Origin of the sequence: Actinomadura sp. J1-007 (genome assembly GCF_009793335.1) — a bacterium.
Lineage (GTDB): Bacteria > Actinomycetota > Actinomycetes > Streptosporangiales > Streptosporangiaceae > Spirillospora > Spirillospora yumaensis.
This window is the reverse complement of record NZ_WING01000003.1, coordinates 662435-675628: the sequence shown is the minus strand read 5'-3', so window position 1 is coordinate 675628 and position 13194 is coordinate 662435. Positions and strand designations below refer to the sequence as shown.

Here is a 13194-nt window from a genome sequence, read left to right as displayed (position 1 = left end):
CTGTTTGGTAGAGTCTGCGGGGTGAAGCAGAACGAGACCCCCGAGGACGCGGCCTTCCGGGCCGAGGTCCGCGACTGGCTCGAATCCAACCTGTCGGGCGACTTCGCGCACGCGCGCGGGCTCGGCGGGCCGGGCCGGGAGCACGAGGCGTTCGAGGAACGGCTCGCCTGGGAGCGGCGCATGGCCGCCGCCGGGTGGACGTGCGTCGGCTGGCCGAAGGAGCACGGCGGCCGGGGCGCGAGCATCGCGCAGCAGGTCATCTTCCACGAGGAGTACGCGCTCGCCGACGCGCCCGCGCGGGTCAACCACATCGGCGAGAACCTGCTCGGCCCGACGATCATCGCGTTCGGCACGGACGCGCAGAAGGCCCGCTTCCTGCCGCCGATCGTCGCGGTCGAGGAGCTGTGGTGCCAGGGCTACTCCGAGCCCGGCGCCGGATCCGACCTCGCCAACGTGCAGACCCGCGCCGTCCTGGAGGACGGCGGCTGGCGGATCGACGGGCAGAAGGTGTGGACCTCCCTCGCGGTCGAGTCCGACTGGTGCTTCGCCGTGTGCCGCACCGAGCCCGGCTCGTCCCGCCACCACGGCCTGTCGTACCTGCTCGTCCCGATGCGGCAGGACGGCGTGGACGTCCGCCCGATCGTCCAGCTCACGGGCACCTCGGAGTTCAACGAGGTCTTCTTCGACGGCGCCCGGACCGACGCCGCGCACATCGTCGGCGCGCCGGGCGACGGCTGGAGGATCGCGATGGCCACACTCGGGTTCGAGCGCGGCGTCGCGACGCTCGGCCAGCAGGTCGGGTTCCGCCGCGAGCTGGAGGGCGTCGTCGAGCTCGCGCGCCGGACCGGCGCGATCGAGGACCCGCTGCTGCGCGACCGCCTCACCCGCGCCTGGATGGGCCTGGAGATCATGCGGCTGAACGCCGCGCGCACGATGGCGGGCGTCGCCGCGGGAGCGCCCGGCCCCGAGTCGTCCATCTCCAAGCTCGTGTGGGGGCAGTGGCACCGCGACCTCGGCGAGCTCGCCATGGACGTCCTCGGCGCCGCCGGGATGGTCGCCGACGGCGAGCCGTACGACCTGAACGACTGGCAGCGGCTGTTCCTGTTCTCGCGCTCCGACACCATCTACGCCGGGTCGAACGAGATCCAGCGCAACATCATCGCCGAACGCGTCCTCGGCCTCCCGCGCGAGCCGCGCCCGTGAACGGGACGCCGCCGCCGGGAGCGGCGGGCCGCGTCCGGCGCCGCGTCCGACAGCAGGGAGCACGTCCGATGAACAGGGAGGCGCGCCGATGACCCCGCCCAGCTACGTGCCCGGCCACGGGCTGCTCGACGGCCGGTCCGTGGTGATCACCGCCGCGGCCGGGGCCGGGATCGGCGGCGCGACCGCGCGCCGCTGCCTGGAGGAGGGCGCCAGCGTCCTCGTCTCGGACGCGCACGAACGGCGGCTGCGCGAGTCGGCGCGGGCGCTGGAGAAGGAGTTCGGCGCCGAACGGGTCGCGGCCCTGCCGTGCGACGTCACCGACGAGGACGGCGTGCGGGCCCTGTACGGCCTCGCGGTCGAGCGGTTCGGCCGGATCGACGTCGCGGTCAACAACGCCGGCCTCGGCGGCACCGCCGACCTGGTCGACATGGCCGACGAGCAGTGGGACCGCGTCATCGACATCACGCTGAACGGCACGATGCGCTGCACCCGCGCCGCGCTGCGGATCATGCGGGACCAGGGCGCGGGCGTGATCGTCAACAACGCCTCGGTGATCGGCTGGCGGGCGCAGAAGGGCCAGTCGCACTACGCCGCCGCGAAGGCCGGGGTGATGGCCCTCACCCGCTGCGCCGCGCTGGAGGCCGCCGACCACGGCGTGCGGATCAACGCCGTCTCGCCGTCGCTGGCCATGCACCCGCACCTGGTCAAGGTGACCTCGGAGGAGCTGCTGGACGAGCTGACGCGCCGCGAGGCGTTCGGCCGCTACGCCGAGCCGTGGGAGGTGGCCAACGTTATCGTCTTCCTGGCCAGCGACTACTCCTCGTACATGACCGGCGAGGTCGTCTCCGTGTCCTCCCAGAGAGCCTGATCAGATGAGTCCACGACGGCGCGACGCCGAAGGCACCGCCGCCGCCCGCGCGGTGCGGCGGGCCGAGCTGCTCGCCACCGCCGCGGAGGTGTTCGCCTCCCAGGGGTACGCCGCCACCACGGTCCGGAAGGTGGCCGACGCCGCCGGGATCCTCGGCGGCAGCCTCTACTACCACTTCGACTCCAAGGAGTCGATGGCCGACGAGATCCTGTCGACGTTCCTCGACGACATGTGGGCCGGCTACGACCGAGTGCTCGCCGCCGGGCTCGGCGCGCGGGAGACCCTGGAGGCCCTCATCGTCGAGTCGTTCCGCTCGATCGACCGGCACCGGCCCGCCGTCGTGCTCTACCAGAACGAGTCCAAGCACCTCGCGACGAGCGAGCGCTTCCACTACCTGCTCGACTCGCAGCGCCGGTTCGAGGAGATGTGGACCGCGCTGCTCGCGCGGGGCGCGTCGGAGGGCGCGTTCCGCGCCGACCTCGACCCGACCCTCATCTACCGGTTCATCCGCGACACCGTGTGGGTCGCGGCGAACTGGTACCAGCGGGGCGGGCGGCTGTCCGCCGACGACATCGCCAAGCAGTACCTCGCCATGGTCCTGGAAGGGATCCAGGCGGGGTAGGGCGCCGGGACATCCCCCGGCCCCGGGGCCCGCCCGCCGCAACTCGTACGAAGGAGAACCCCGAAATGGCCGAGGCTTACATCGTCGACGCCGTCCGCCTCCCGGTCGGGCGGCGCGGCGGCGGGTTCGCGTCCGCGCACCCCGCCGACATGGGCGCGCACGTGCTGTCCGCGCTGATGGGCCGGTCGCCCGCCGACCCCGCGGCGGTGGAGGACGTGGTGTTCGGCTGCGTCGACAACGTCGGCCCGCAGGCCGGCGACATCGCCCGCACCTGCTGGCTCGCCGCCGGGCTGCCCGAGGAGGTCCCCGGCGTCACGGTCGACCGGCAGTGCGGCTCGTCCCAGCAGGCCGTGCACTTCGCCGCGCAGGCCGTGCTGTCCGGCACGTCCGATCTGGTCGTGGCGGGCGGCGTGCAGAACATGTCGCAGATCCCGATCGCGTACGCGATGACGGCGGCCGAGCCGCTCGGGTTCGACCGGGGCCCGTTCGTCGGGTCCGAGGGCTGGGTGAAGCGGTACGGCGACGGCGAGGTCACGCAGTTCGCCGGCGCCGAGATGATCGCCCGCGACTGGGACCTGTCCCGCGAGGACATGGAGGCGTGGTCGTACCAGTCGCACCGGCGGGCCATCCGCGCGATCGACGAGGGCCGCTTCGAGCGCGAGATCGTCCCGTTCGGCGACGTCACCACCGACGAGGGGCCGCGCCGCGACACCACGCCGGAGAAGATGGCGGGCCTGAAGACCCTGGTGGAGGGGGGCCGCCTCACCGCCGCGGTGTCGTCGCAGATCTCCGACTCCGCCGCCGCGCTGCTCATCGCGTCCGAGCGGGCGGTCAAGGACCACGGGCTCACGCCCCGCGCGCGCATCCACCACATCTCGGCGCGCGGCGAGGACCCGATCCGGATGCTGTCCGCGCCGATCCCCGCCACCGCGTACGCGCTGAAGAAGTCCGGCATGACGATCGGCGACTTCGACGCCGTCGAGATCAACGAGGCGTTCGCGTCCGTCGTGCTGTCGTGGCTGAAGGAGACCGGCGCCGACCCGAGCGCGTCAACCCGAACGGCGGCGCGATCGCGCTCGGCCACCCGCTCGGCGCGACCGGCGCCCGGCTGATGACCACGCTGCTGCACGAGCTGGAGCGCACCGGCGGCCGGTACGGCCTCCAGACCATGTGCGAGGGCGGCGGCCAGGCCAACGTCACGATCATCGAGCGGCTCTGAGCCGTGCCCCGGCCGCGGGCCGTCCCCCGGCCGCGGCGAAGACCTGAACTTTTCTCATAGTTCAGCGGGACGCCGCGAACGGTCCATTCACGATCGCCCCTGCTCCGGCACAGTGCCACCGGATCAGTTCTGGATCATTGAAAGGTCGTTCCGCATGGCCACGCTCGATCGGCGCCGTTTCCTGCAAGCAGGCGGCGCGACCGCCGCAGCCGCGGCCGGTGCCGCCGCGTTCCCGCCCGCGATCGCGAGGGCCCTCGCGGTGCCCGCCGCGTCGCGGACGCGGTCCATCAGGGACGTCGAGCACGTCGTGATCCTGATGCAGGAGAACCGCTCGTTCGACCACTACTTCGGCACGCTGCGCGGGGTGCGGGGCTTCGGCGACCCGCGCCCCGCGCTGCTGCCGAACGGCAAGCCCGTCTGGCACCAGCCCGCCGCGTCCACGCGCACGTCCCGCTACCAGAGCCGGGGCCTGCCGGACGACGTCCGCGAGGTGCTGCCGTTCTACATCGACCCGCGCGACACCACCGAGTACATCGCCGGGACCGACCACGGCTGGAGCAGCGGCCACCTGGCCTGGAACCAGGGCCGCCACGACCAGTGGGTGAACCAGAAGCAGGACGTGTTCACCATGGGCTACCTGGAGCGGCGGGACCTCGCCTACCACTTCGCGCTGGCCGAGGCGTTCACGGTCTGCGACTCCTACTTCTGCTCGGTGCACGCCGACACCGCCCCCAACCGGATCATGCTGTGGACCGGCACGGTCGACACCCGCAACGTCCTCGGGACCAAGCCGAACGGCCCGGGACTCGGCGAGCGCAACGGCACCAACGGCTACACCTGGACGACCTACCCCGAACGGCTCGAAGCCGCCAAGGTGAGCTGGAAGGTCTACCAGGGGGGCTCGGGCATCCCCGGCACCCCGACCGACAACTACACCGACAACTCGCTGGAGTTCTTCCGCAAGTACCAGCGGGCCGAGGGCGCGACGGGCGCCCTGCCCGACAAGGGCGCCTCGACGCACACGCTCAAGGAACTGCGGGCCGACGTCCAGAAGGGGACGCTGCCGCAGGTGAGCTGGGTCGTCCCGCCCTACAAGTACTCCGAGCACCCGAGTGCCTCGCCGACCGACGGCGCGTACTACATCAACCTCGTCCTGGAGGCCCTCACCTCCGACCCCGAGGTGTGGGCGAAGACCGTCCTCATCGTCAACTACGACGAGAACGACGGGCTGTTCGACCACGTCGTCCCGCCGATGCCGCCGCTGACGAGCGAGCCGGGCAAGCAGGGCATGGTGTCGCGCGGGATCGCGCGCAGCCTGGCGGACGAGCTCCTCGACCTCGACAAGCATCCCGAGGAGATGGGCCCGCTGGTGCCCGGCGCGGACCCCGGCGGGCTCCAGCCGCTCGGGCTCGGCCCGCGCGTCCCGCTGCTGGTCATCTCGCCCTGGTCGCGCGGCGGATGGGTCTGCTCGGAGACGTTCGACCACACGTCCGTGCTGCGGTTCCTGGAGGAGCGCTTCGGCGTCCACGAGCCCAACATCAGCGCGTGGCGCCGGTCGATCTGCGGCGACCTCACCTCGGCGCTGGACTTCGGCGGGCGCGCCGACACCCGGCCCGTGTCGTTCGAGGTGCCGAAGCCGATCGCGTCCGCCGGGCGCCCGTACCACGTGGACCTGCCGCAGGCCATGCCGCGGCAGGAGCCCGGCACCCGCCGGGCGAGGCCGCTGCCGTACCGGTTCCTGGTGAACGAGGACCCGAGGCGCGGCGACGGGACCGACCGGCTGCGGCTCACGCTGCGCAACCGCGGCGAGGCGGGCGCCTGGTTCTACGTCTACGACCGCAACGAGCCGTCGTCCGCGCCGCGCCGCTACGCCGTCTCGGCGAACGACAGCCTCGGCGACCACTGGGACCGCAAGGGCGGCGGCCACCACCTCGCCGTCTACGGGCCGAACGGGAGCCTCGCCGAGTTCAAGGGCGGCTCGGACGGGCTGCGCGCCGAGGTCGCGGAGAAGGGGCGCGACCGGATCCGCGTCACCGTCCGCAACGCCGGGACGGCCGTCCGGGAGGTCGAGGCGTGGGACGCGTACGCGAAGGGCGGGCGGCGGACCCGCAGGCTCCGGCCCGGCGCCTCGGCGGAGTTCACCTTCGGCGTGCGGCCCGCCTCCGGCTGGTACGACATCTCGGTGGCCGAACGGGGGAGCGGCGCGTTCCTGCGCCGGTACGCCGGGCACCTGGAGGACGGCCGCCCGAGCCAGAGCGACCCCGGCCCCGCGGTGTGAGCGCGCGGGCCGCCTAGGGCATACTCATACAAAATATATGAGAGGCGGTCTCCATGCCCGAGGCGGTAGCGGTCGGCGGGGAGGGCCTGCTGGAGGGCCTGCGGGTCGTGGAGATCTCCAGCTTCGTCGCCGCGCCGCTCGGCGGCATGACCCTCGCCCAGCTCGGCGCGGACGTCGTCCGCGTCGATCCGGTCGGCGGGTCCGCCGACCTCGGGCGCTGGCCGCTCGCGCCGTCCGGCGCGAGCCTGATGTGGACGGGCATGAACAAGGGCAAGCGGTCGGTCACCGCCGACTTCCGCTCGCCCGAGGGCCGCGACGCGGTCACCCGCCTCGCGGCCGACGCCGGGATCGTGCTGACCAACGCGGTCGGGCGCGGCTGGCTGGCGTACGAGGCGCTCGCACGGGCGCGGCCCGACCTGATCCACCTCCAGATCGAGGGCCGTCCCGACGGCTCGCCCGCCGTGGACTACACCGTGAACGCCGAGATCGGGTTCCCGCTGGTCACCGGGCCGCCCGAGCACGGCGGCCCGGTCGGCCACGTCCTGCCCGCGTGGGACGTGGCGTGCGGCCTGTACGCCGCCGTCGGGCTGCTCGCGGCCGAGCGCCGCCGGTCCCGCACGGGCGAGGGCGCCCGGATCAGGCTGCCGCTGTACGACGTGGCGCTCGCGACCGCGGGCAACCTCGGGTTCCTCGCCGAGGCGCAGCTCGGCGGCGAACGGCCGCGCGTCGGCAACCACCTGTTCGGCGGGTTCGGCCGCGACTTCGCCCTCGCGGACGGCGAGCGCGTCATGGTCGTCGCGCTGACCGGGCGGCACTTCGCGGACCTGTGCGGGGCGGCGGGCCTCACCGGGACCGTCGCCGAGCTGGAACGCCTCCTCGGCGCCGACTTCGCCGTGGACGGCGACCGCTACCGCCACCGCGAGGTGCTGGCGTCGCTGCTGGAGCCGTGGTTCGGGGCGCGCGGCCTGCCGGAGGTCGAGGAGGCGTTCGCGGGCACGTCCGTCCTGTGGTCCCGTTACACGCGCTTCTCCGAGATCGACCTCGCGGCGAGCCCGCTCATGGGCGAGATCGACCAGCCCGGCGTCGGGCGGCTGCGCGCGCCCGCGTCGCCGCTCGACACCGGCGCGCGCACGCACGCGGCGGCGCCCACGCTGGGGGAGCACAGCGCGGAGGTGTTCGCCGCGCTCGGCCTCGACGCCGAGGCGCTGCTGGAGAAGGGGGTGATCGCGTGACCGGCGGCATCGACGTCTCGGGCTGGGCGCCCGAACCCGAGGAGGTCACCGAGACCATCGGCCCCGGGCCGTCCGCCGCGCTCGCCGGAGTCCTCGACGCCGAGGCTCCGGCCGGGGAGCTGCCGCCGCTGTGGCAGTGGCTCCACTTCCTCGAACGTCCCGCGCAGCGCGAGCTCGGACCGGACGGGCATCCGCTGGAAGGCCGGTTCCTGCCGCCGATCCCCGACCGCAGCCGCATGTTCGCGGGCGGCCGGTTCACCGTCCGCGACCCGATCCGGTACGGCGACACCGTCACCCGCCGGGCCGAGCTGGCGTCCACGGCCGTCAAGAACGGCCGCAGCGGCGAGATGCTCTTCGTCACCGTCCGGCACACGTTCCTGCGGGACGGCGCGGAGATCGCGGTGGAGGAGCAGGACCTGGTGTACCGGAGCGGGGCCAAGGCCGCGCGCCCGCCGGAGGTGTCGTTCGAGACCCCTGAGGTACGGGCGCCGTGGACGCTGCCGATGGTCGCGGACCCGGTGCTGCTGTTCCGGTTCAGCGCCCTCACCTACAACGCGCACCGCATCCACTACGACGAGGCGTACGCGACGGAGGTCGAGGGGCACGGCGGCCTCGTCGTGCACGGGCCGCTGCTCGCGATGCTCTGCCTGGAACTGCCCCGCCGCGCCGGGCGCACGGTGGCGAGCCTGTCGTTCCGCGCTCGCCGGCCCGTGTACGCCCGGCAGCCGTTCACCGCGACCGGCTCCGCGGACGACGGCACCCTCGCGATCGAGGCCCCCGGCGCCACGGCCATGACCGCGACCTTCGCCTGACCTGCGCGGGCGCGGGCCCGGCCGCGCCGCTTCTCAGCCGACCCTGTAGAGGCGGGCCACACCGTCGCGGGTCGCGTGCAGCTCGCGCCAGCCGGGTCCGGGCCGTACGGGGTCGCCCCACGCCGCCCGGGCGGACGCGCGGCACAGCGGGCAGACCCGGCCGCGCTCGGTGTCGTACAGCAGGACCAGGTCGCCCGGCGCGGGCCGGTCGCCGCCCGGCCGGGCCGCGAGCAGGCGGCCGGGCCACGGCGCGCCGCCCCACGCGCCCTCGCGGTAGACGGTGAGGACCTTGCGGGTGTGCGGGTCCGACCAGAGCCGCCGGTCCGGTGCGCCCTCGGCGCGCATCCAGGAGCGCACGTCCTCCATCTGGGTGGCGCCGCCGAGCCGGGTGGACGGCGCGCCCCACCACGACCGCGCGGCGGTGCCCACGCCGACGGCGGCGACCGCCACGACGACGGCGGCGGGCAGCGCGGCGCGCAGCCGTCCGCGCCCCGGCAGCCTCGCCGCGGCGAGCCACAGCAGGCCGAGCCCGCCGAGCACGAAGCCCGGGAAGACCGGGAACCAGTAGCGGATGAGCTGGAGCCGCAGCTTCGGCGCCGCCGGGTCGATCACGCCGCCGAGCAGGGTGAGCGGCACCCACAGCAGCGCGCACGTGGCGAACAGCAGCGTGACCCGGCGCACCCGCAGCGCCGCCCCGGCCACGGTCAGCACGAGCAGCCCGACGAGCACCCTGCCCTCCGGGTACGTGCCGAGCGTGTCGGGCAGCCGCATCACGTACGTCATCCGGGGCTTGTCGCGGTAGCTCGCCGCGACGGCGGGCGTCGAGGGCCGCTGCCCGTGCCCGCTGACCGCGAGCAGCCGGGCGAGCGGATCGCCGTACAGCCGCCAGCACAGCAGCGTCTCGGCGGCGAACAGCACGGCGACCGGGACCGCGGCCCAGGCCAGGCCCCGCCATCCGACCCGCCGGTACAGCAGCGCCGGGACGACCGGCCAGAGGAAGACGATGAACTCGCGGGCCAGGTACGACCAGCCGAGCAGAGCGCCCAGCAGGAGCAGCACCGGGACGCCCGGCGGGCCCGGCCGCCGCCGCAGCGCCACCGCCAGCGCGAGCGCGGACGTGAACAGGCCCACCGCGAGGATGTCGGGCAGCAGGTCGGTCGAGTCGGTGAACACCGGCGTCGCCGCGACGACGAGCAGCGCGCCCGCCGCGCCGACAGTCCGCGCGAACAGCAGCGTCCCGAGCGCGTACGTGCCCGCGAGCAGCGCCAGCGTCGCGAGGACCGGGACCGTCGCGTACGCGGCCTGCGAGTGGCCGAACACCGCGATCGCCAGCCGCGCCGGAACGATCAGCCCGAACCGGGTCATCTGATGCATCTCGGTCGTCGGCTCGACCCGGTGCGGGAACCGTTCCGCCGCCAGCATGTAGTTGAGCTGGTCGGACGGGACGGGCGCGCGCAGATGGGCGAGCAGCACCGCCGCCCAGGCCGCGGCGAGGACGGCGGGGATCAGCCAGGGCGGGACGGCGCGCCGCCCCGGCGGCGGGGGCGCCGCGCCGCCGGGCTCGTCCTCGCCCTCGGAGACGGTCGCGTCGATGCTGGTGGACACGGCGTCAACCTGGCACCGGCCACCCCCGATCCGGGTGTCCCCGACATGACGGCGAGATGAATTCGCGCGCCGGACCTCAGGACGCGGCCGGCAGCGGCGCGCCCTCCGCCTCCGCGGGAGCGTCCGCGCCCTGCCGCTCGCTGCGGACCTGGAGCACGTAGCGCTCGGTCTCCGCCGCCGTCCGGTCCTCGTCCCACCGCAGGAACGGCGCGATCAGCCGGGCGACGTGGCCCGCCGCCGCGAGCCCGCCGTCGCGCTCCTCGAACGAGATCCGGGTCCGCCGCGCCAGCACGTCCTCCAGGTGCAGCGCGCCCTCGTGCGTGACCGCGTACACCGCCTCGGCGCGCAGGTAGTCCGACGTGCCCGGGACCGGCTCGCCGAGGGCCGGGTCGGCGGCCACGAGGTCGAGCACCTCGTGCACGCACGCGCCGTACCGCTGGAGCAGGTGCTCGACGCGCGCCACGTGCAGCCCGGAACGGGCCGCGAGCCGCCGCCGCTCGTTCCACAGCACCTCGAACCCGACCGCGCCCATGAGCGGCAGCCGGTCGGTGGGGGAGGCGGGCACCGGCTCCTCCAGCCCGCGCGCGACCGCGTCCACCGCGTCCCGCGCCATCACCCGGTAGGTGGTGAACTTCCCGCCGGTGACCACCACCAGGCCCGGCACCGGCTCGGCGACCGCGTGCTCGCGGGACAGGCGCGCGGTGTCGTCCGACTCGCCCGACAGCAGGGGCCGCAGGCCCGCGTACACGCCCTCGATGTCGTCCCTGGTCAGCGGGATCCGCAGGTGCGCGTTCGCCTGCTCCAGCAGGAAGTCCACGTCGGCGTCGTCGGCGAGCGGCTCGTCCGGGCCCTGCGCCCACGGCGTGTCGGTGGTCCCGATGACCCAGTGCCGGCCCCACGGGATGATCAGCAGGACGCTCCGGTCGGTACGGGTGATCAGGCCCGTGTCCATCCGGATCCGGTCGCGCGGCACCACCAGGTGCACGCCCTTGGACGCCCGCACGGTGAACGGCGCGCGGGCCCCGGTCATCGCCTGCGAGCCGTCGGTCCACACGCCCGTCGCGTTCACCACGCGCCGGGCCCGGACCGCGATCTCCCGGCCGCTCTCCAGGTCGAGCACGTGCGCGCCGGTCACCCGCTCGCCCTCGCGCAGGAACCCGGTCACCTCGGCGCGGGTCGCGACGCGCGCCCCGTACAGCGCGGCCGTCCGCGCCACCGTCATCGTGTAGCGCGCGTCGTCCACCTGCGCGTCGTAGTACTGCACCGCCCCGACCAGCGAGTCCGGCCGCAGCGCCGGGGCCTCGCGCAGCGCGCCCCGCCGGGTGAGCTGCCGGTGCCGGGGCAGCGCGCGGGCGCCGCCCATCGTGTCGTACAGGGTGACGCCCGCGCTGACGTACGCCCGCTCCCAGGCCCGGTGCCGCAGCGGGTACAGGAACCGGACCGGCCGCACCAGGTGCGGGGCCAGGCTGCCGAGCAGCAGGCTCCGCTCGCGCAGCGCCTCCCGGACGAGCCCGAAGTCCCGCTGCTCGAGGTAGCGCAGGCCGCCGTGGATCAGCTTGCTCGACCGGCTCGACGTGCCGGCGGCCCAGTCGCGGGCCTCCACGAGGGCGACCGACAGGCCCCGCGCGACCGCGTCGAGCGCGGTGCCCGCGCCGACGATGCCGCCGCCGACCACCAGGACGTCGAACTCGTTCTCCGCGAGGTCGCGCAGGGTCGCCTCGCGGTACTGCGGTGTCAGGGCTAGGGATGTCACTGCTCGCTCCTGTGTTCTACGGGTGCCGTCGTCAGCCGACGTCGACCCAGTCGAGTGTCCGGTTGACGGCCTTTTTCCAGGCCGCGTAGCCCGTCTCGCGCTGGTCGCCGTCCCACGCGGGGGTCCACTGCTTGTCCTCGTTCCAGTTCTGGCGTAGTTCGTCGGTGTCGTTCCAGAAGCCGACGGCGAGGCCGGCGGCGTAGGCGGCGCCGAGGGCGGTGGTTTCGGCGACGACGGGGCGGGAGACGGGGACGCCGAGGATGTCGGCTTGCATCTGCATGCACAGTTCGTTGGCGGTGACGCCGCCGTCGACCTTGAGCACGTCCAGGGAGACGCCGGAGTCCTCGCGCATGGCCTCGACGACGTCGCGGCTCTGGTAGCAGATGGATTCCAGGGTGGCGCGGGCCAGATGCGCGTTGGTGTTGTAGCGCGAGAGCCCGACGATGGCGCCGCGGGCGTCGGAGCGCCAGTAGGGGGCGAACAGTCCGGAGAACGCGGGGACGAAGTAGACGCCGCCGTTGTCTTCTACTTGTGCGGCGAGGGATTCGCTTTGGGCGGCGCCGGAGATGATGCCGAGCTGGTCGCGCAGCCACTGCACGGCCGAGCCGGTGACGGCGATGGAGCCTTCCAGGGCGTAGACGGGTTTGTCGTCGGCGAACTGGTAGCAGACGGTGGTGAGCAGTCCGTTCTTGGAGCGGACGAGTTCTTCGCCGGTGTTGAGGAGCAGGAAGTTGCCGGTGCCGTAGGTGTTCTTGGCCTCGCCCGGCGCGAAGCACACCTGCCCGACCGTGGCGGCCTGCTGGTCGCCGAGCGCGGCGGTGAGGGGGACCTCGCCGCCCAGCGGTCCGTCGGCGCGCGTGACGCCGTAGCCGCCGGGGGCGGAGGACGGCTTGATGGCCGGGAGCATGGCGCGGGGGATGCCGAAGAACGACAGGAGTTCGTCGTCCCAGTCGAGGGTCTCCAGGTCCATCAGCATGGTGCGGGAGGCGTTGGTGGGGTCGGTGACGTGCACGCCGCCGTCGGGGCCGCCGGTGAGGTTCCACAGCACCCAGGTGTCGGTCGTTCCGAAGATCGCCTCGCCGTTCTCGGCGGCCTCGCGGACGCCGTCGACGTTCTCCAGGATCCATTGGATCTTGCCGCCGGAGAAGTAGGTGGCGGGCGGGAGGCCGGCCCGGTGCCGGATGGTGTCGCCGCGGCCGTCGCGGTCCAGCGCGGAGGCGATGCGGTCGGTGCGGGTGTCCTGCCACACGATCGCGTTGTAGTAGGGGCGGCCGGTCTTCGGGTTCCACACCACGGTGGTCTCGCGCTGGTTGGTGATGCCCAGCGCGGCCAGGTCGGTGTGGGTGAGGTTGGCTTTGGTGAGGGTGGACTGGATGACCGCGCGGGTGCGTTCCCAGATCTCGGTGGGATTGTGCTCGACCCATCCGGCCTGGGGCAGGATCTGCTGGTGTTCGAGCTGGTGGCGGGCGATCTCGTTCCCGCCGTGGTCGAACACCATGAAACGGGTGCTGGTCGTGCCCTGGTCGAGCGCTCCGACGAAGTCGGCCATGTGCGAAGTCTCCTGGAGAGGGGTGGGGGTGGTCCGGCGCCCGCGGCTCCGGC

The 13194-nt window shown here is 73.9% G+C and carries 9 protein-coding genes and 1 pseudogene; 7 read left to right on the top strand and 3 right to left on the bottom strand.

Going from position 1 to position 13194, the window contains the following annotated elements; all coding sequences use genetic code 11:
• Nucleotides 1–21 precede the first annotated feature (21 nt).
• From GEV43_RS44500 to GEV43_RS44470, 7 genes and pseudogenes are all read left to right on the top strand, one after another.
• Complete coding sequence (locus tag GEV43_RS44500; protein ID WP_160826632.1) at nt 22–1203, top strand: acyl-CoA dehydrogenase family protein; 1182 nt, start codon at nt 22–24, stop codon at nt 1201–1203.
• A gap of 88 nt (nt 1204–1291) precedes the next feature.
• Nucleotides 1292–2071 (top strand): SDR family oxidoreductase, encoded by a 780-nt coding sequence (locus GEV43_RS44495; protein ID WP_160826631.1) that lies wholly within the window; start codon nt 1292–1294, stop codon nt 2069–2071.
• Nucleotides 2072–2075: 4 nt separating this feature from the next.
• Nucleotides 2076–2693: a TetR/AcrR family transcriptional regulator gene (locus GEV43_RS44490; protein WP_160826630.1), complete on the top strand. Its 618-nt coding sequence runs from the start codon at nt 2076–2078 to the stop codon at nt 2691–2693.
• Nucleotides 2694–2758: 65 nt separating this feature from the next.
• Nucleotides 2759–3912 (top strand): annotated as a pseudogene (locus tag GEV43_RS44485) (acetyl-CoA C-acetyltransferase).
• A gap of 154 nt (nt 3913–4066) precedes the next feature.
• Nucleotides 4067–6190: a phosphocholine-specific phospholipase C gene (locus GEV43_RS44480; protein WP_160826629.1), complete on the top strand. Its 2124-nt coding sequence runs from the start codon at nt 4067–4069 to the stop codon at nt 6188–6190.
• Between the two features lie 53 nt (nt 6191–6243).
• Nucleotides 6244–7422, top strand: a complete 1179-nt coding sequence (locus GEV43_RS44475; RefSeq protein WP_160826628.1) for a CoA transferase — start codon at nt 6244–6246, stop codon at nt 7420–7422.
• Complete coding sequence (locus GEV43_RS44470) at nt 7419–8234, top strand: MaoC family dehydratase N-terminal domain-containing protein (RefSeq protein WP_309240314.1); 816 nt, start codon at nt 7419–7421, stop codon at nt 8232–8234. Before GEV43_RS44475 ends, GEV43_RS44470 begins: the two co-directional genes overlap by 4 nt.
• A gap of 33 nt (nt 8235–8267) precedes the next feature.
• Here GEV43_RS44470 and GEV43_RS44465 read toward each other — a convergent pair whose 3' ends face one another.
• From GEV43_RS44465 to glpK, 3 genes are all read right to left on the bottom strand, one after another.
• The gene (locus tag GEV43_RS44465) at nt 8268–9839 is read right to left on the bottom strand and encodes a hypothetical protein (RefSeq protein ID WP_160826627.1); all 1572 of its coding nucleotides are present in this window, start codon (nt 9837–9839) and stop codon (nt 8268–8270) included.
• Between the two features lie 76 nt (nt 9840–9915).
• Nucleotides 9916–11592, bottom strand: coding sequence for a glycerol-3-phosphate dehydrogenase/oxidase (locus GEV43_RS44460; protein WP_160826626.1), 1677 nt, complete (start codon nt 11590–11592; stop codon nt 9916–9918).
• A gap of 31 nt (nt 11593–11623) precedes the next feature.
• Nucleotides 11624–13141, bottom strand: a complete 1518-nt coding sequence (gene glpK, locus GEV43_RS44455) for a glycerol kinase GlpK (RefSeq protein ID WP_160826625.1) — start codon at nt 13139–13141, stop codon at nt 11624–11626.
• Nucleotides 13142–13194 lie beyond the last annotated feature (53 nt).

What these genes read in the sequence shown, in the direction of transcription:
- GEV43_RS44495 (WP_160826631.1), top strand. Translation starts at nt 1,292, where the DNA reads ATGACCCCGCCCAGCTACGTGCCCGGCCACGGGCTGCTCGACGGCCGG.
- GEV43_RS44490 (WP_160826630.1), top strand. Translation starts at nt 2,076, where the DNA reads ATGAGTCCACGACGGCGCGACGCCGAAGGCACCGCCGCCGCCCGCGCG.
- GEV43_RS44480 (WP_160826629.1), top strand. Translation starts at nt 4,067, where the DNA reads ATGGCCACGCTCGATCGGCGCCGTTTCCTGCAAGCAGGCGGCGCGACC.
- GEV43_RS44475 (WP_160826628.1), top strand. Translation starts at nt 6,244, where the DNA reads ATGCCCGAGGCGGTAGCGGTCGGCGGGGAGGGCCTGCTGGAGGGCCTG.
- glpK (WP_160826625.1), bottom strand. Translation starts at nt 13,141, where the DNA reads ATGGCCGACTTCGTCGGAGCGCTCGACCAGGGCACGACCAGCACCCGT.